The sequence below is a fragment of the Dactylosporangium sp. CA-139066 genome (genome assembly GCF_050936175.1).
Lineage (GTDB): Bacteria > Actinomycetota > Actinomycetes > Mycobacteriales > Micromonosporaceae > Dactylosporangium.
Genome location: NZ_JBNJNH010000001.1, coordinates 7,838,676 through 7,856,932 on the forward strand (window position 1 = coordinate 7,838,676; position 18,257 = coordinate 7,856,932).

The following is an 18,257-nucleotide window of genomic DNA, read 5'->3' on the forward strand; positions in this document are numbered from 1 at the left end:
CCGTCCTCCGGCGTCGCACCCTTGCCTTCGCCGGGCACCGGGCCGCTTCCGGCCGCCGGCGCCGTGCGCTCTGCTGGGTCGGAAGCCGCGCGCTCGGCCCAGCCCGCCACTGCAATGGCCACCGGCCGTCGCAGTGGCGGGGACTGTGCGCGGACGCCGCAGGCCCGGGAGTCACGGACCGCGCCCACGGCGGACGCCGCGGCAGCCCCCAGCAATGCGACGGCCGCCGGCCGTGATCGCGTGCCGGTGCCGGTCGCCGCCGGGGGCCCTACGGCCGTCGGCTCAGACCACGCGCTCGCATCCGTTGCCGTCGAGCGCCCTACGGCCGTCGGCTCAGACCACGCGCTCGCATCCGTTGCCATCAAGGGCCCTACGGCCGCTGGCTCCGACCGAGCGCTCGCGTCGGGAACCGCTGGGGGCCATACGGCCGGCGGGCCCGACGGGGCGCTGGCGGACCTTGCCGGCAGTGTCGCGCCGTTCCTCATCGGTGTTCGTCACCACTCGCCGGCGCTGTCCGCGGTGATCGGGGAGCTGCTGGACGGCTTCCGCCCCGAGGTACTGCTGCTGGAGCTCCCCGCGGAGTTCGCCTCCTGGCTGCCGTGGCTCGCCGACCCGGCCACCACGGCCCCGGTGGCGCTCGCCGGCGTGGTCGGCGGCGACGGCTCCCCGGCGTTCTACCCGTTCGCCGACTTCTCCCCCGAGCTGGCCGCGGTGCGCTGGGCGGCCCGCAACGGGGTCGAGGTCGTACCGTGCGACCTGCCGCTGTCCGCCCGCGCCTGGCAGTCCGCCGACCGGCCGGCCGGCGCCCCCGTGTCCTTCCTCGGCGACGCGCTCAAGCGCTCCGCCACCGGCCGGGCCGACGAGGACATGTGGGACCGCGTCGTCGAGGCCCGCGCCCCCGGCTCCTCCGCTGAGTCGGTCCGCCGCGCGGCGCTGCTGGTCGGCTGGGCCATGCGGCGAGACGCCGCCGAGGGCACCGGCATGGCGTCCCTCGACCTCGCCCGCGAGGCCTGGATGCGCCGCTGCCTGGCCGAGGTCGCGCCCCGCCGCGCCGCCGCGGTCGTCGGCTCCTTCCATGCCGCGGCGCTGCTCGACATCGGTGACGTCGAGCAGGGCGCGGCGCTCGGCCGTCAGCTGCGGCGCGTAGCACGACCGCTCGCCGAAACGGTCGGCCCGGTGCCGTCGTCGAACGCTGCAGCACCCGCGGCGCCTCTCGACAAGGGTGCTGAGGCGGCGGTGGTCACGTCCCTGGTGCCGTACAGCTTTGCGCTGCTCGACTCCCGATCCGGGTACCCGGCCGGCATCCGCGACCCGCGCTGGCAGCAGGCGGTCGTCGACGCGGGCGGCCGTCCCGAGGCGGTCGAGGCGGCGGCCCTGGCGAGCGTCGTCGAGGTGTGCGCGAAGGTCCGCGCCGCCGGGCACCCGGCCGGGCCCGCCGAGGCGCGCGAGGTGTTCCGCCTCGCCATAGACCTGGCGCGGCTGCGGGGGCTGCCCGCGCCCGGGCGCGGCGAGCTGATCGAGTCGCTGCAGAGCGTGCTCGCCCACGGTGAGGTGCTCGGCCGCGGCCGCGTCGTCGCCGCCGCGATGGAGTCCGTGCTGGTCGGCAGCGTCCGCGGGGCCCTCGCCCCGGGTGCGCCCCGCTCCGGGCTGCGGCCCGCGGCGGAGGCGGAGCTGGCGAGGCTGCGCCTGCCGGGGCCGGGCGAGCCGCAGAAGGACCTGCGCCTCGACCCGCTGCGCTCCGACCTCGACCGGCGCCGCGACGTCGCGCTGCGGCGGCTCGTGGCCTGTCACGTTCCCTATGCCGAGGGGACCGCGGTGGAGGGCACCGCGGGCGTGGACGCGCTGACGACCCGGTGGAGCATCCAGTGGACGCCGGGGACGGAGGCGATGCTGGACGTCGCCGGCGTACGCGGGGTGACCCTCGCGCAGGCCGCCGAGGGGGCGCTGCGCGAGCGCCGCCGCGCCGAGGAGGGCGCCGAGGGCCCGACCGCGGCGCAGATCGTCGCCGGCCTGGCCGAGGCGGCCGAGTGCGGGCTGCCGGGACTGGCCGGTGAGCGGCTGATCGAGCTGGCCGAGCAGGTCCCGGCGGCGGCCACCCTCGACGAGCTGATGCGGGCCCTGGCTTTGCTCGACCGCCTCCGCAACGGGCACATCCCCGGGCTGCCGGCCTCGGACGCCGCGGGGCTGGCCGACCTTCCGGCGCTGGCCGAGGCTCTGGAGTCCGCCGCGGTACGCCAGGTCGACGGCCTCGCCGGCTCCGACGACCTCGCCGACGTGCACGCCCTGGTGGCCCTCGGGCGCCGCGCCGACGCCGCCGGTGTGGGTCTTCGCCTGGCCGATGCCCTGGCCCGCCTGACGGCCACGGCGACTCCGACGATGGCCGCCGCAGCCGGTGCGGTACAGGTGCTGCTCGGCCTGTCGACCCCCGCCACCCTGGGCACGCGCGTCGCGTCGTGGGTCGACGCCGCGGTGAGCGACGAGTCGCGCCGGCGCCTGCTGGGCCACCTGCGCGGACTGCTCGCCGCCGCCGAGCCCCTGCTGCAGGCGGGCCCGGACGCCCTGGACGGCCTGCTGGACCGGGTGGAGTCGCTGTCCGACGCCGCGTTCCTGGCCCGCCTGCCGGCCCTGCGCGGCGGCTTCCAGGCGGTGAGCCCGGCGGCCCGGGACCGCCTGCTCGCGGTCGTCGAGGACCGCGTGGGCGACGGCGCGTCGCACGCCCTCAACGACACGGACCCGGCCGTGCTGCTGCACCATCTGCTGGCCGACCGCGCCGGGCGCGCCGCCGCCGAGTCGCTGGGCCTGCTGCCACCGGCTCCGGCCGGCGTCGAGCCACCGGCCGCCGACGCGGGCGCACCGGACGTGGTGGCCGAACCCTCCGCGGAGGAGGCCCGCGAGCTGGGTGTACTCGATCGGTGGCGGCTGCTGCTCGGGCGGCAGGATCAGCAGCTCGCCGGGGCGGCGCGGCGGTACGCGACGGCGCTGGACGAGCTGTACGGGGCCGGGACGGGGGAAGGGGCGGCCGCCGACGCGGGTGGCCGGGCCGGGCGGGAGGCGCCGTTCCCGGGGGTGCGGGAGTGGTCCGAGGAGCTGGCCGCCCTGTTCGGGACCGGGATCCGCGAAGAGGTCCTGGCCCGGGCCGCCGAGGCCGGGCGGCGCGACGCCGTCATGCTGCTCGACCCGGACAGGGTCAACCCGTCGGTCGAGCTGCTGCAGACGGTGCTGTCGCTGGCCGGCGGGATGCCCGAGAGCGCCGTCGCCCGGCTGCGGCCGCTCGTGGCGCGCATCGTCGACGAGCTCACGCGGCGGCTGGCCACGCGGCTGCGGCCGGCGCTGGCGGGAATCACGACGCCGCGGCCGACGTACCGGCCGGGCGGGGCGCTGGACCTCGCGCGGACGCTGCGGGCCAACCTGGCCACCACGCGGCGCGATGCGGACGGGCGCGTGCAGGTCATCCCGGAGCGGCCGGTGTTCCGCACCCGGGCGCGCCGCGGCGTGGACTGGCGGCTGGTGCTCGTCGTGGACGTGTCCGGGTCGATGGAGGCGTCGGTGATCTGGTCGGCGCTGACCGGGGCGATCCTCGCCGGGGTACCGGCGCTGACGACCCACTTCGTGGCGTTCTCGACGGAGGTCGTCGACCTGACCGACCGGGTGAGCGACCCGTTGACGCTCCTGCTGGAGGTCCAGGTCGGCGGCGGCACCCACATCGCCAAGGGGCTGCGCCACGCGAGGAGCCTGGTCACGGTACCGTCGCGGACCCTGGTGGTGCTCGTCAGCGATTTCGAGGAGGGGTACCCCGTGGGCGGCCTCCTCGCCGAGACGCGCGCGCTCGTCGAGTCGGGCGTGACGGTCCTCGGCTGCGCGAGCCTGGACGACGCGGGGCGCCCGCGGTACTCGGTGTCGGTCGCCTCGCAGCTCGTGGCGGCCGGGATGCCGGTGGCCGCGCTGAGCCCCCTGGAGCTGGCCCGGTGGGTCGCGGAGAAGGTGCGATCATGAGCGACGCTCTGCCGCCGATCGAGGCGCCGGTACTCGTGGCCGCGGTCGACGCGCTGCCCGCCCGGCTGCGCAAGAAGCTCGACGACAGCGCGGCGAAGTTCGCCGATCGGCCGGTGACGCGCGACGGCGACCGGTACGCGGTCGCGATCGACGATGCCACCACCGTGACGCTGACCGTGACCGGCGGCGTGGTCCGCGCGCCCGAGGCGGTCACCTGCACGTGCCTGCTCGCGCCGAACTGCCTGCACCGCGCGTCGGTACTCTCGCTCGCCCCGATCCACGACGGCAGCGAGCCCACGACCGACGGCAGCGAGCCCACGACCGACGGCAACGAGCCCGCACCAGCTGCGGGCAACGGCGAGGTCGCGGCCGGCGAGGAAGCCAAGGCACCGGATACGACGTGCGCGGAGCTGGTGCCGGAGGACGGCGCGGAGGTGCTCACGACGCAGCAGGCGGCGGCCGTGGCGCAGCTGTGGCGGGCCGCCGCCGGGGTGCTCGCCGACGGGGTGACCGGGTCAGGGGCCGTCGCGCGGGCGGCGCTGCTGCGGGCGGCGCACGAGGCGCAGGCGTGCAAGGTGTACCGGGCGGCGGCCGCCGCGCGCGTCGTGGCCTCGCTGCTGCAGGCCGCGCGGGCCGGTGACGCGCACTACCGGCTCGCGGACCTCGGCGAGGCGCTGCGGGAGCTGCTGACCGTCACGCACCGGCTGCGGGGCGGGGCCGTGGCGGAGGGGTGGCTGGGCAGCGCCCGGCGGCAGTACCAGCTCCAGGGCAGTTTGCGGCTCTACGGGCTCTGCACGACCGCGGTCCTCGCGGGGACCGGACACGCGGGCGTCGTCACGTACGCGGCGGACCGGGGCGGCCGGCTGTGGATGATCGCCGACCTCATGCCGGGCGACGCGCGGCGGGCGGCCCGGGCCGGCGGGGCCACGATCGCGATGGGCGAGACGGCGCTGACGCACCGCGGGCTGACCCGGGCCGGGCTGGTGGTGACCGGGGCGACGGCGGCGGGGAGCCGGCAGCTGGGCGCCGGGCGCGGGGTCAAGGCGGTGACGGCGTCCGGGTCGGCGTGGCACGAGGAGCCGCTCGCCGGGTTGTGGGCGGAGCCGGTGGCGCAGCAGGTACACCGGGCGTTCGAGGCCCTGGCGGTGCCCATCACCGACCGGGTGGCGGGCGGCGACCTGCTGTTCCTGCGGGTGAGCGTGCTCGGCACCGACGGGGATGCGGTGCTGGCACGGGCGGCGGACGGGATGGCGCTGCTCATGCGGGTGGCCGTGGATCATCCGGCGCTCGGGTACCGCGAGAACCTGCGCGTCCTCGGCCGGGCCGAAGGGCTGGAGCTGCTGGTCATCGCGCGGCCCGATCCGGGGCGGCCCGGCACGGTGCTGCCGCTCGCGGTCGCGCCGGTCCCCGACGGGCCGGCCTGGCACCTGCCGGCGCCCGGGGGCGGGCACGTCGACCTCGCGTTCGACCGCCTTCACCGCAGCCAGCTCCCCCGGGCCGCGGCGGAGGCGGACGAGCCGGTCGAGGCCGCCGACGCGACCGGCGGCGACGAGGGCAAGCCGGAACCGGACGACACGTGGCGGCCGGCGGTGCACGATCCCACGCTGCAGCGGCTCACCGCGCATCTGGAACGGACCGTGGCCGGGGGGCGGGTCATGCTCACGTTCCCCAACGGGCGGGGGCCGAGCGACGCGAGCCGGATGCGGGCGGCGCGGCTCGAGACGGGGGCGGGGCTGCTCGAAGCGCTCGTGGCCGCGGCCGCCGACCGGCCGCGGGACGCGTTCGGGCGGCTCGCGGCCGACGACGGGACGGCGTTCGCGCAGGCGTGGCTGGCGGCGGCGACGTACGCCGACGCGGCCGCCCGGGCCCTCGCCGAGACGTCGTGGCTGCCGACGGCGGATCCGTAGCGCGTGAACGCCTCGCGCGGGCCCGCGCCGAGAGCTTGTGGCTGCCGGCGGCGGATGCCTAGCGGGTGGCCTCGATGGCCTCGATGAACGCCTTCGCGCGGGCCTCGTAGTTGTCGTAGCGGCCGTAGCTGGGGGCCGCCGGGGACAGCAGGACCACGCCGCCCGGCGGGATCAGGGCGCGGGAACGGCGCACGGCGTCCGGGAGGTCGTCGGCGACCACGCGGGTGATGCCCGGCAGGTCGCCGACGACGTCCAGGATGTGCTCGCCGCTGTCGGGGACCGCGATGAGCGTCAGCTCGACCGCCCGGCCGCGCAGGTAGTCGCGCAGCGGCGTGTAGTCGATGCCGCGGTTCTGGCCGCCGACGATGACGGCGAGGGGACGGCCCGCGTAGGCCTCGATGGCGTGGACCGTGGTCTGCGGGGCGGTGGAGAGGGAGTCGTTGACGAACTCGACGCCCGAGGGGTCCGGGACCGGGGTCAGGCGGTGCGGCAGCGGCGTGTAGGAGCGCAGGCCCGCCTCGACCGCGGCGCGCTCGGCGGCGACGTCCACGCCGTAGGACTGCAGGGCCGCGAGGGCCACGCAGAGGTTGCCGGCGTTGTGGGTACCGCGGAGAGGAAACGCGTCGCGCGGGAACAGTCGCTCGCCGCCGTAGAGAACCCAGCCGTCGACGACGTGGAAGGAGGCCTCGGTGGCGGCGGGCACCAGCGGGAGTCCGGGGCGGGCGGCCAGCTCGGCCGAGAGGGTCGGGTCGGTGGCGTTGTAGACGACCGCCTCCGGGCCGTGTTCGGCGATGTTGAGCTTGTGGGCGTAGTACTGCGACGGCAGCCCGTCGCGGGTCCAGTCCAGGTGCTCCTCGAACAGGGAGGTGATGACCGTGACGCGCGGGGAGTCCTGCAGGTCGGCGCACTGGTACATCGACAGCTCGAGCACGTACGTCTCGGCCGGCGGCAGGGCGAGGACGGCGACGCCGATGTTGCCGCCGAGCTGGTTCGGGCGGCCGGCGGCGGCGAGCAGGTGCGCGATCAGCGTGGTGGTGGTGCTCTTGCCCTTGCTGCCGGTGACGCCGATCGTGTGCTTGGCGTGATCGGCCATCCACAGGGCGGTACCCCCCGTGATGGAAACCCCTCGCCGGCGAAGCTCCTGGATCCAGGGGTTGGACTCCCCCACGATCGGTGAGCGCACGAGCACGTCGATGCCCTCGAGGGCCGGGCCGATGGCCTCGCCCTCGTGCAGCGGGGCCAGCTCGGCCAGCCGGCCCTCCCACTTCGTGGCCAGGAACGTGGTCTTGTCCTGCACGGCGACGAGGGAGGCCGGGCCGTGCGGGACGATCGCCTCGATCGCGGCGATCGCCTCCCGGCCCGTGCCCCACACGGCCACCCGCCGCCCGGCGAGCTCCGACAGCTGCATGAGTCGGTACTTTATCGGCGCCGGCCGGTCGACGCCCTGCGGTAGTCGCTGTTCAGTCTCCCGATCAGGGTGAGCGGGATGCCCTTGGGGCAGACCGTGGTGCACTCGCCGGCGTTGGTGCAGCCGCCGAAGCCGGCCTCGTCCTGCGCGGCGACCATGCCCAGCACGCGCGAGTCGCGCTCGGGCTGGCCCTGCGGCAGCAGGCCGAGGTGGCCGACCTTGGCCGCGGTGAACAGCATCGCCGAGCCGTTCGGGCAGGCGGCCACGCAGGCGCCGCAGCCGATGCAGGTGGCGGCCTCGAACGCGGCGTCGGCGTCCACCTTCGGCACCGGCGTCGCGTGCGCGTCGGGCGCCGCGCCCGTGGGGGCGGTGATGTACCCGCCGGCCTGGATGATCGAGTCGAAGGCGCTGCGGTCGACGACGAGGTCGCGCACGACCGGGAACGCCGCCGCGCGCCAGGGCTCGACGTCGATCGTGTCGCCGTCGGAGAAGTGGCGCATGTGCAGCTGGCAGGTGGTGGTCGCCTTCAACGGGCCGTGCGCCACCCCGTTGATCATCATTCCACACATGCCGCAGATGCCTTCGCGGCAGTCGTGGTCGAACGCGATCGGCTCGTCGCCGGCCAGGATCAGCCGCTCGTTGAGCACGTCGAGCATCTCCAGGAAGGAGGCGTCCGGCGAGATGTCCTTCACCTCGTACGTCACCATCCGGCCCTTGTCGGCCGGGCCGGCCTGGCGCCACACGCGCAGCTTGATGTCCATTACTTGTAGCTCCGCTGGGTCGGGTGGACGTAGTCGAACTCGAGGACTTCCTTGTGCAGGACCGGCGGCTCGCCCGTACCGGCGAACTCCCACGCGGCGACGTAGGCGAACTCGTCGTCGTGGCGCAGCGCCTCGCCGTCGGGGGTCTGGCTCTCGGCCCGGAAGTGCCCGCCGCACGACTCGGCGCGGTGCAGGGCGTCGACGCACATGAGCTCGGCGAGCTCGAAGAAGTCGGCGACCCGGCCGGCGCGCTCGAGGTTCTGGTTGAGCTGCTCGCCGGTGCCGGGCACCTTGACCCGGCTCCAGAACTCCTCGCGCAGGGAGCGGATCAGCGAGACGGCCTTCGTCAGGCCCTCCTCGGTGCGCTCCATGCCGCAGTACTCCCACATGATGTGCCCGAGCTCGCGGTGGAAGGAGTCCACGGTCCGGTCGCCGTTCACGGCGAGCAGCTTGGCCAGCCGCTCCTCGACCGCCGAGCGCGCGGCGAGCACCGCGTCGTCGGTGGCGGCGACGGCCGGGAACGGGCCCGCCGCCAGGTAGTCGTTGATGGTGTTGGGCAGCACGAAGTACCCGTCGGCGAGGCCCTGCATGAGCGCGGACGCGCCGAGCCGGTTGGCGCCGTGGTCGGAGAAGTTGGCCTCGCCGATCACGAACAGGCCGGGGACGTTGGACTGCAGGTCGTAGTCGACCCACAGGCCGCCCATCGTGTAGTGCACGGCCGGGTAGATGCGCATCGGGGTCACGTACGGGTCGTCGCCGGTGATCCGCTCGTACATCTCGAAGAGGTTGCCGTACTTGGCCTCGACGGCCGGCCGGCCCAGCCGCGCGATCGCGTCGGCGAAGTCGAGGTAGACCCCGAGCCCGCCGGGCCCGACGCCGCGGCCCTCGTCGCAGACGTTCTTGGCGGCGCGGGAGGCGATGTCCCGCGGTACCAGGTTGCCGAACGACGGATAGATCCGCTCGAGGTAGTAGTCGCGCTCGTCCTCGGGGATGTCGGCGGGCGCCCGGTCGTCGCCGCGCCGCTGCGGCACCCACACCCGGCCGTCGTTGCGCAGCGACTCGCTCATGAGCGTGAGCTTGCTCTGGTGCGTGCCGGACTCGGGGATGCACGTCGGGTGGATCTGCGTGTAGCAGGGGTTGGCGAACAGCGCGCCGTGGCGGTGCGCGCGCCACGACGCGGTGACGTTGCAGCCCTTGGCGTTGGTCGACAGGAAGAACACGTTGCCGTACCCGCCGGAGGCGAGCACGACGGCGTCGGCGAGGTCGGTGGTGATCTCGCCGGTGACGAGGTCGCGGGCGACGATGCCGCGGGCCCGGCCGTCGACGACGATGAGCTCGAGCATCTCGTGCCGGGCGTGCATCTCCACGTTGCCGGCGGCGATCTGGCGCTCGAGGGCCTGGTACGCGCCGAGCAGCAGCTGCTGGCCCGTCTGGCCGCGGGCGTAGAAGGTGCGCGACACCTGCGTGCCGCCGAACGAGCGGTTGTCGAGCAGGCCGCCGTACTCCCGGGCGAAGGGCACGCCCTGGGCCACGCACTGGTCGATGATGTTCACCGACACCTGGGCCAGGCGGTACACGTTGGACTCGCGGGCGCGGAAGTCGCCGCCCTTGACCGTGTCGTAGAAGAGCCGGTACACGGAGTCGCCGTCGTTGCGGTAGTTCTTGGCGGCGTTGATCCCGCCCTGCGCGGCGATCGAGTGCGCGCGGCGGGGGCTGTCCTGGTAGCAGTACGAGCGGACCTTGTATCCGGCCTCGGCCAGGGTCGCCGCCGCGGAGCCCCCGGCCAGGCCCGTGCCGACCACGATGATGCTCAGCTTGCGCCGGTTGGCCGGGTTGACGAGCTTGGCGGAGAACTGCCGGCGCTCCCAGCGGGTCTCGATGGGCCCGTCCGGCGCGGCGGAGTCGGCGATCGGGTCGCCTTCGGTCCAGTACGTCATGTCACTTCACCAATCCGGTGAGTACCGCGAACGGCACGCTGAGGTAGCCCACGACCAGCACGAGCGAGAGCGTGAGGGCCGCGGCCCGGCCGATCCGCTCGCCGCGCGGGCTCTGCTGGCCGAGGGTGCGCAGCGCGGAGAAGATCCCGTGGCGCAGGTGGAAGCCGATCGCGATGATCGCGAGGGCGTAGAACAGGGTGACGTACCAGCGCGCGGGCGCGAAGTCGGCCACGATGTTGGCGTAGGGGTGCTGCCGGTCGCCGACCGGGTTGGCGGTGCCGGTCGTGAGGTCCAGGATGTGGAACACGACGAACAGCAGGATGATGACGCCGCCCCAGCGCATCGTGCGCGCCGCGTAGCTGCCCTGCACCTTGGGCCGGTGCGCGTAGCGGACCGGGCGGGCGGCGCGGGCCCGGCGGGCGAGCACCACGGCGGCGAAGATGTGCCCGAGCACGGCGACGGTCAGCGCGCCCCGCTGGATCCACAGGTACCAGGTGTGCGGCAGCAGCGGGGTGCCGATGTCGCGCAGCCAGTGCGCGTAGTGGTCGAACGCCGTCGCGCCGACGAAGATCTTCAGGTTTCCGGCCATGTGCGCGAACAGGAACAGCACCAGCAGGATGCCGGTCCCCGCCATGAGCATCTTCAGGGCAACCGACGAGGTCCTTTTCTGCCGGATCGCCGGAGTCGCCCGTTCTGCCGTTATTACCGCCACTCCCCCGACGCTAAGCTCGGCGGTCGCGATTCGTCCAATGCATGAGTCCCGCAGCGGCAATAGACATACGCTATCGCGGTGCAGCTGCAGCAGCTTCGGTACTTCGTATCCGTCGCCGAAGTACGACATTTCACCCGAGCGGCCGAGCGACTCGGTGTGAGCCAACCGACACTGAGTAAACAAATTCACACGCTCGAGGCGGCGCTCGGCGCCCCGCTGTTCGACCGCTCCCGCGGCGCCGTCGTCCTCACCACGGCCGGCGAGACGCTGCTGCCCCTGGCCCGCCGGATCGTCGCCGAGGCCGACACCGCCCGCGACGCGGTCCAGGAGGTCGTCGGCCTGCGCCGCGGCCGCGTGCGCCTGGGCGCCACCCCGAGCCTCTGCACGTCGCTGGTACCCAAGGTGCTGCGCGACTTCCGCGCGGAGCACCCCGGCATCGAGCTGCACGTCGACGAGGGCGGCTCGCAGGACCTCGTCGCCGCGCTGGTGGCCCACGGGCTGGACCTGGCGCTGATCGTCGAGCCGGCCCGGGGCACCGACCCGTCCTTGGAGACGGTGCCGCTGCTGCGGGAGAGCCTGGTCGTCGCCTCGGTCACCCCGCTGTCGTCGCGCATCGCCCTGGCGGAACTGCGCGACACGCCGCTCGTCATGTTCCGCACGGGGTACGACCTGCGCGACACGACGCTGGAGGCCTGCCGCCGCGCGGGGTTCACGCCCCGTTACGCCGTCGAGGGCGGGGAGATGGATGCGGTACTGGCGTTCGTCGAGGCCGGGCTGGGCGTGGCGCTGGTGCCGAGCATGGCGCTGGTGAACCGCCCGCTGCTGCACGCGACGCCGCTGGTGGCCCCGGGCGTGCACCGGACGATCGCCCTGGCTCAACGCCGGGAGTCGGTCCTGCCCCATGCGGCACAGGCGATGCGCGCGACGCTGCTCGACCACGTGTCACGCGGCCCGCTCCCCGTCGGCGTGCAGGCGTTGTGATCACGAAAAGTCGGGCGCTGGCGCGCCACGACTTTTCGGATTTTTCGCCTGCCGGGGTATAAGTCCGATATGTCGTGGCGCGTCAGCGCCCGACATATCGAGGGCACCCGGCGGGTTCGGTCGCGCACCGCGAGCGCGCCGGGGTCGGGTTTGGGCTCGCCAAAGTCCAACCTCGGCGCCACATGCGAACGCGCCGGGCCCGACCGCGGCCAAGAGCGGGGGCGTCAGGATGGCCAGTCGCGCACCGCGGGCACGCCGGGGCCGCCTTCGGGCTCGCCAAAATCCAACCTCGGCGCCACACGCCGACGCGCCAGGGCGACCGCGGCCAAGAGCCGCGCGTCAGGATGGCCGGTCGCGCACCGCGGCCACGCCAGATCAGCGAAGGCCGGGGTCGGCTTCGGGCTCGCCAAAATCCAACCTCGGCGCCACACGCCGACGCGCCAGGCGCGACCGCGGCCAAGAGCCGCGCGTCAGGAGGGGTCGCCGAGGACCCGGTTGCGGCCCGAGCGCTTCGCGGCGTACAGGTTGCGGTCCGCCTGGCTCAGCAGCGCCGCCGCCGTCGGGCCGCCCTCCGCGCCCACCGTGCTCACGCCGACGCTCACCGTCACCGGCAGCGCACCGGTCAGCTCGGACCAGTCGTGGTCCTGGACCGCGCGGCGCAGGCGCTCGCAGCGGGTCAGCGCGTCCGGCGCGGACGAGTCCGGCAGCACGACGACGAACTCCTCGCCGCCCAGGCGGGCCACGGTGGCCGGCTCGTCGACGGCGCCGGCGAGCAGCGTCGCGATGCGCTGCAGGACCAGGTCACCCACCTCGTGGGACAACGTGTCGTTGACGCGCTTGAAGAAGTCGACGTCGACCAGGGCGGCCGACATCGCGGTGCCGCGGTGCGCCGCGCGGGCCAGCAACGCCGGCAGCTGCGCATCCACGAAGCGGCGGTTGTACAGCCCGGTGAGCGCGTCCCGCAGGGCCATCTCGCGGAACCGTACCGCCTCGCGCCGGCCCTCGCGGCTCTCGAACACCAGCTGGGTCAGGCGGGCCTGCTCCTCCCGCTCCGCCGAGCGCAGCGCCTGCGACTCGTCGTCGTAGCGGCACTGCTCCTCGTACGCCTCCCGCCACCGTCCGTACGCGGCGTGCAGGCGGGCCAGCTCGCGCCGGGCGCGGGCGCTGGTGTCGGCCATGCCGCGCTCGGCGCACACGGCCAGGCAGCGCTCGACGGTGGCCCTCGCGCGGTCGAGGCCGCCGCCGAGCCGCTGCGCCTCGGCCAGGGTCAGCAGTACCTCCGGAAGCATGTTGCCCTCCACGTCGCGGCGGCGGGCGGCCGGGTCGACGAGCGGCAGCAGGGCGGCCTCGGCCTCGTCGTGGCGGCCCTGCAGCATGAGCGCGCGGGCCACGGTGTCGAGGTCGGGCGGGCGCAGCTCGACACCGGTGCGCTCGGCCAGGCGGCGCATGCGCTCGACGAGCTCGCCGGCCGCCTCGGCGTCGCCGTCGCAGTAGGCGGCGTACGCCATGTTGTTCAGCACCGAACGACTGAGCTCGTGGTCGCCGGCGGCGGCCGCGATGTCGAGGGCCTCGGCGTGGTACGGCGCCGCGTCGGCCCGCGAGACGACGTCCACGCACAGCGCGAGCAGCACGAGGTGGTGGCCGCGGATCAGCGGCGGCACGTAGTCGGGCAGGTGGTCGACGCCGAGCAGGGCGAGCCGGCGGGCCTCGGCGTTGTCGCCGAGGCACGTGTGCAGGATCGAGAGCAGGAAACAGGCCCTGGCCAGCACGTACTGGTCGTTCTCGCGGGTCGCCCAGCGGTACACCTCGTGCAGCAGCGGGGCGGCACCGGCCGGATCTCCGCCGCGGCACAGCGCGTCCGCGGCGATCAGGCGGGCCCGGGCGGCGAGGTCGGGGCGGCCGAGCTCCAGCGCGGCCCGCTCGGCGGCCAGCGCCCGGGCGTGGTCGGCGGTGCGCCGGTCGACCTCCATGCCGAGGACGTCGGCCGCGAGCCGGTCCGCGTTGACGACAAGTGTGCCGCTCATGACCCGCACCATCGGCGGACGCGCGCGAAATCTGAGAACCGGCGATACTTGTCGATCGTGGAGACCGCACGAACTGAACGCACCCGCGAATGGCTGGCCGCGCACGGGCTGAGCACGGAGGGTGACCCCGACGACGCCGCCCGCGCGATCATGCCCGAAATCCGCGGCGACGCGGAGCTCGCCGACGCCGACAAGCTCGAGATCGGCCTCGGCCTGCTCGAGCTGCTCAACACCTACTGGGTGACGGTGGAGCTGCGCTGGTTCGTCAATGCCGCGAACGACGACGCGATCTGGGCGACGCACTGGCAGGCCGTCCGCGACCACCTCGAGCAGCCGGTGCCGAGCGAGGCGGTGCTGTACTCGCTGTGGGTGGACTGGTTCGAGGACATCTCGACCGTCGAGCGCGCGTTCGAGGAGACCCTCGGCCGGGACGTGCCCTCGCTGCCGGAGGCCGATGAGGCGGTACTGCGGCGGGCCGCGGCGGTGCTCAAGGTCAGCGGGCCGGTGCCGTGGGCGCTGAAGTACCCGGTGTACCAGGCCGCGATGGCGGTCGAACGGCTGCGCCCGGCGGTGTTCGGCGGCGTGCTGTACAGCTACCACGACGTGTACGGCTCGCTGGAGATCGGCCCGGCGCTGGAGCTGCTCGACGCACTGCAACTGCCCGATGACACCGAGCACCTGGCCGAGCTGCGCGAAGAGCTAAAGAAGGGGCACGCCAACCGGCACCATCGCGACGCCTGAGAAGGTTCTCAGCCGCCGTCCGGTATGTTCCCCTGCGGCGCATCAGCCACGGCGAGGAGGAAACGGCGTTGCAGATCTGGGAAGCGATCGTGCTGGGCATCGTCGAGGGCGTCACGGAGTTCCTCCCCGTGTCCTCGACCGGGCACCTGACCATCACCGAGAAGCTGATGGGCATCCCGATCGACGACAAGGGCGTGACGGCGTTCACCGCGGTCATCCAGGTCGGCGCGATCATCGCCGCGGTCATCTACTTCCGCAACGACATCATCAGGTTCGTCGCGGGCCTGTTCCGCGGGCTGCGCAGCGCCGAAGCGCGGCGCACCCAGGACTTCACGATGGCGATCGGCATCATCATCGGCTCGATCCCGATCGCCATCATCGGCCTGGCCTTCAAGGACCTCATCGAGGGCGCGCTGCGCAGCCTGTGGTTCGTGGCCGGGGCGCTGGTGCTGTGGAGCCTGGTCATGATCTTCGCGGAGTACCTCGGCCGGCAGAAGCGGGCCGAGGGCGACGTGACCTGGAAGGACGCGCTGATCATCGGCCTGGCGCAGTGCATCGCGCTGATACCGGGCGTGTCCCGCTCGGGCGCGACGATCAGCGCCGGCCTGCTGCGCAACTTCGACCGGGTGACGGCCACCCGCCTGTCGTTCTTCCTCGGCATCCCCGCGCTGGCCGCGGCCGGCCTGCTCGAGGGCGTGCAGCGCTCGAGCGAGATCGCCGAGACGGTGGGCTGGGTGCCGACCGCGGTGGGCACGGTGATCAGCTTCGTCGTGGCGTACATCAGCATCGCCTGGCTGCTGAAGTTCGTGGCCACGAACTCGTTCGCGGCGTTCGTGTACTACCGCGTCGCGGTCGGCGGCATCATCATGGCCCTGCTCTGGACCGGCGCCGTCTACGCAACCTGAGCAATCGATACGCGACTGCCACAAGGGGGCGGGCTGCTGGAGCGCCGCTCACGTCTCCTGACGGCCGTCGCCCCTGGTCCGCGCCGCGTCGCCGGTCGGCGCCGCCTCGCCGATCCGCGCTGCGTCGCCGATCCGCGCTGCGTCGCCGATCCGCGCTGCGTCGTCGGTCCGCGCCGCCTGGCCGGTCGGCGCCGCGTCGCCGGTCCGCGCCGCCTCGCCGGTGACCGCCGCGTCGCTGGTTCTCGGTGCTTCCCTGGTCCTCGTCGCGAGGTGGGCGAGGACCAGGGGCACGATCCCGGCCGGGTACCACCAGACATCATTCCAGTCGAAGGCGTTGCCGAAGATCAACCGCAGGATGATGCTGTACTCGGAGAGCCGGCGCGGCACGCCCGTGATCTGGAAGGTCTCCATCGCCCAGCAGAACCCGAGCGCCCAGGCGCCGGCGAGCAGCGGGTTCAGGCGGGGCCGCAGGAAGACTACGCCGGCGTAGACGGCGGATGCGTAGAGCGCGGTGCCGCTGTCCTGCTGCAGCACCCCGTTGCTCTCGAGGTGACCCCCGGCGACGGCCCGGATGCCGAACGCGACGGCGAGCGCGGCGACGGCGGTGATGATCGCGGCGAGCCGAACGGCTCTGGTGGTCCCCAGCACCCGGCGATGGTAATAGGCCGTGTCCTGCCGAACATGCCGGCCTGCGCCGGGCCCCCAGATTCCTCGCCCAGGCCGGCCCGGCGCGCGGCGCCTGGCCGGCCGGCCAAGGAAACGCCGGGCGGTCGGCGGTGAGCCTGCGCCGGGCCCAGATATTTCACCCAGGCCGGCCCGGCGCGCGGCGCCTGGCCGGCCGGCCAAGGCGCTGCCATCCCGCGAAAGTCGGGCTACAACACCGGTTCAAACGCCGGGTGGTCGGCGGTGAGGACGACCGGGGCGGGTGCCTTGCCCCACGCCTCGCGCAGCGCCTCGGCGAGGGCGCCGGCCAGCTCGGCCACGTCGGCGGCGGCGGTGGCGTGCAGGCCCTCGGCGACGATCAGCGCCCGCGTCGTCTCCGGGCGGATCGCCGAGCGGCCGCTCTGCCGGTTCGTCCACCGCCGCGCGTGCGCGAATCCGGCCTCGTCGGCGAAGATCACCTCGCGCGGGTCGGGGTGCTCGACGGTGCCGGCGAAGGTTTCGTACGTCTCGGTGCCGGATGCGTAGCCGACCTCGAGGCCGCCGGCTACGCGGTCGATGTCGATGGCGGCGACGGGGATGGCGTACGCAACGGAGACCGCGTTGCATACGTCGACCAGCGGATGCAGGGACGGCAGGGCGCCCTCGCGGCGCAGGCGGCGCAGCAGGGACTCCGAGGCGCAGCGGTACTGCGTGGGCCGTACGCCCTGCGCGGCGAACGCCCGCCGCCAGGCCTGGATCTCGGGCAGGGCGCTCTCGCCGCCGCCGTCGAGCCGCTTGAGGGCGGTCGCGGTGTGCTCGGCGACGATCCGGCTCACGTCGGCGTCGGGGGTGATGTCCTGCAGGGAGAGCACTGCGGGTACCAAATCGGGAAAATCGCGCCAGATCTCGTCGCGGTGTCGGAAGCGCACGCCGGCCAGCATCGCGCCGGTGCGCCGCGGCGGGAAGGTCCATTCGCGCGGCGGAGGGCGGGACCAATCAGCAGGGGCGGTTGCCGGCACTGGTGCTGCCCCAGATGCGGTAGTCGCCGCCGCCGGGCTTGGTGATCGAGTACGTGACGTCCCAGCGCGTGCACGTCTCCGACTCGCGACCCTTGGGGCCCTTGCCGGCGTCCTGGTGGCTGCGGAACGTGACCCGCGCCTGCAGCAGCCCCTTGCCCGACGAGTCGGGGCCGAGGGTGAGCAGCAGGACGTCGTCGTCGGTGCTCGTGCTGATGCCGTCGCTGAACCGCTTGACGGCACCGGCGTCGCCCTGGTTGATCGAGCCGCCCGGGTCCATGACGGCGAGGGCGGCGCTCGCGTTGCGGGCGTTGACGGCGCTGAAGTACTTGTCGAAGACCGCGGCGACGGCGGGCGCCTGGGCCGGGTCGAGGCTGGGGTCGAGCCGTACGCTGCCGACCGCCGCCGGCAGCGTCGGCGGGCCGGTGGTCGTGGCGGCGGTGGTGGGCGGCGGCTGGGCCGGGCCGGTGCCGGTCGGCTGCGGGTTGTCGCCGGTGATCGCGGGCGCGCCGGTGGGGCCGGCGGTCGGTTCGGCGGTGCCGCCGGGCAGCCAGCGGTCGCGGAGCACAAAGGCGACCGTGCCGCCGGCGAGCAGCAGGACGATCGCCACCACGGCGGGGAAGATCCAGACCGGGCGGCGGCTGGGGTTGTGCTCGATGATCGTGACGCCTTGGCCCTGCCACGGCGGCGGTGGTGCGCTCGCGGATCCGACGGCGGGCGGACCACCGGCCCACGGCGCCTGCCCCGGGGCCGGCGCTCCGGAGGTCGGCCACTGCTGCCCGGGGACCGGCGCGCCGGAGGTCGGCGGCCACTGCTGCCCTGGAGCCGGCGCCCCGGAGGTCGGCGGCCACTGCTGCTGAGGTGCGGGCGCGGGCGCCCACGGGTTGGCGGGGGCGGCGGCCTGCGCGGCGGGCCACGGGTTCGCGGCGTCGGCGGGCTGCGCGGGTGGCGGTGGCGCGTCCGGGGCGCCCGGCGACCACGACCCGAAGGCGTCGGCCGGCGCGGACGCCGGCCACGACACGGGCGGTCCGCTCGCGGCGGGGGCTTCGGCCGGGGGCCATGACGTGTACCCGGCGGCGGCCGGATCCTGCGGCGCGCGGGCAGCACCGCACGCCGAGCAGGCCCCGCCGTCGGCGGCGTTGCTCGTCCCGCAAACCCCACATTGCCACATGGTCCAGACCGAACCGTACATCGATGGCGGACACCATCGGCGCATCGCCCGACTTCGTC

General features: G+C 74.4%; 13 protein-coding genes. 5 read left to right on the forward strand and 8 right to left on the reverse strand.

Going from position 1 to position 18,257, the window contains the following annotated elements; genetic code table 11:
* The first annotated feature begins 519 nt into the window (after positions 1-519).
* Both ACQEVU_RS35840 and ACQEVU_RS35845 read left to right on the forward strand, forming a co-directional pair.
* Positions 520-3,993, forward strand: coding sequence for a DUF5682 family protein (locus tag ACQEVU_RS35840; RefSeq protein ID WP_433331546.1), 3,474 nt, complete (start codon positions 520-522; stop codon positions 3,991-3,993).
* Positions 3,990-5,900 carry a hypothetical protein gene (locus ACQEVU_RS35845; RefSeq protein WP_433331548.1) on the forward strand — a complete coding sequence of 637 codons (1,911 nt, stop codon included), beginning with the start codon at positions 3,990-3,992 and terminating at the stop codon, positions 5,898-5,900. The genes ACQEVU_RS35840 and ACQEVU_RS35845 overlap by 4 nt, the downstream gene beginning before the upstream one ends.
* Positions 5,901-5,958: 58 nt before the next feature.
* Here ACQEVU_RS35845 and murD read toward each other — a convergent pair whose 3' ends face one another.
* From murD to ACQEVU_RS35865, 4 genes are read right to left on the reverse strand one after another with little or no spacing between them, the layout of a single operon-like run.
* Positions 5,959-7,308 carry a UDP-N-acetylmuramoyl-L-alanine--D-glutamate ligase gene (gene murD / locus ACQEVU_RS35850; RefSeq protein ID WP_433331550.1) on the reverse strand — a complete coding sequence of 450 codons (1,350 nt, stop codon included), beginning with the start codon at positions 7,306-7,308 and terminating at the stop codon, positions 5,959-5,961.
* 11 nt (positions 7,309-7,319) lie between these two features.
* Complete coding sequence (locus tag ACQEVU_RS35855; RefSeq protein ID WP_433331552.1) at positions 7,320-8,069, reverse strand: succinate dehydrogenase/fumarate reductase iron-sulfur subunit; 750 nt, start codon at positions 8,067-8,069, stop codon at positions 7,320-7,322.
* Positions 8,069-10,006: a fumarate reductase/succinate dehydrogenase flavoprotein subunit gene (locus ACQEVU_RS35860; protein ID WP_433331554.1), complete on the reverse strand. Its 1,938-nt coding sequence runs from the start codon at positions 10,004-10,006 to the stop codon at positions 8,069-8,071. Before ACQEVU_RS35860 ends, ACQEVU_RS35855 begins: the two co-directional genes overlap by 1 nt.
* 1 nt (position 10,007) lies before the next feature.
* Positions 10,008-10,682, reverse strand: a complete 675-nt coding sequence (locus ACQEVU_RS35865; RefSeq protein ID WP_433335202.1) for a succinate dehydrogenase cytochrome b subunit — start codon at positions 10,680-10,682, stop codon at positions 10,008-10,010.
* Positions 10,683-10,790: 108 nt separating this feature from the next.
* Here ACQEVU_RS35865 and ACQEVU_RS35870 point away from each other — a divergent pair, with 108 nt between their 5' ends.
* Positions 10,791-11,699, forward strand: coding sequence for a LysR family transcriptional regulator (locus tag ACQEVU_RS35870; protein WP_433335204.1), 909 nt, complete (start codon positions 10,791-10,793; stop codon positions 11,697-11,699).
* A gap of 470 nt (positions 11,700-12,169) precedes the next feature.
* Here the strand turns inward: ACQEVU_RS35870 and ACQEVU_RS35875 are convergent, their stop codons facing one another.
* Positions 12,170-13,723, reverse strand: coding sequence for a diguanylate cyclase (locus ACQEVU_RS35875; RefSeq protein ID WP_433331556.1), 1,554 nt, complete (start codon positions 13,721-13,723; stop codon positions 12,170-12,172).
* A gap of 57 nt (positions 13,724-13,780) precedes the next feature.
* Here ACQEVU_RS35875 and ACQEVU_RS35880 point away from each other — a divergent pair, with 57 nt between their 5' ends.
* Together ACQEVU_RS35880 and ACQEVU_RS35885 are read left to right on the forward strand one after the other, a co-directional pair.
* Positions 13,781-14,464 (forward strand): hypothetical protein, encoded by a 684-nt coding sequence (locus tag ACQEVU_RS35880; RefSeq protein ID WP_433331558.1) that lies wholly within the window; start codon positions 13,781-13,783, stop codon positions 14,462-14,464.
* Positions 14,465-14,532: 68 nt separating this feature from the next.
* Positions 14,533-15,369: an undecaprenyl-diphosphate phosphatase gene (locus ACQEVU_RS35885; protein ID WP_433331560.1), complete on the forward strand. Its 837-nt coding sequence runs from the start codon at positions 14,533-14,535 to the stop codon at positions 15,367-15,369.
* 48 nt (positions 15,370-15,417) lie between these two features.
* On the opposite strand, the gene ACQEVU_RS35890 is transcribed toward ACQEVU_RS35885, so the two are convergent.
* From ACQEVU_RS35890 to ACQEVU_RS35900, 3 genes are all read right to left on the reverse strand, one after another.
* On the reverse strand, positions 15,418-16,017 hold the full coding sequence (locus ACQEVU_RS35890; RefSeq protein ID WP_433331562.1) for a DUF2809 domain-containing protein: 600 nt from the start codon (positions 16,015-16,017) through the stop codon (positions 15,418-15,420).
* A 224-nt stretch (positions 16,018-16,241) separates the two neighbouring features.
* Positions 16,242-16,940, reverse strand: coding sequence for a B3/B4 domain-containing protein (locus ACQEVU_RS35895; RefSeq protein ID WP_433331564.1), 699 nt, complete (start codon positions 16,938-16,940; stop codon positions 16,242-16,244).
* A 67-nt stretch (positions 16,941-17,007) separates the two neighbouring features.
* On the reverse strand, positions 17,008-18,048 hold the full coding sequence (locus ACQEVU_RS35900; protein WP_433331566.1) for a hypothetical protein: 1,041 nt from the start codon (positions 18,046-18,048) through the stop codon (positions 17,008-17,010).
* Positions 18,049-18,257: the final 209 nt, after the last annotated feature.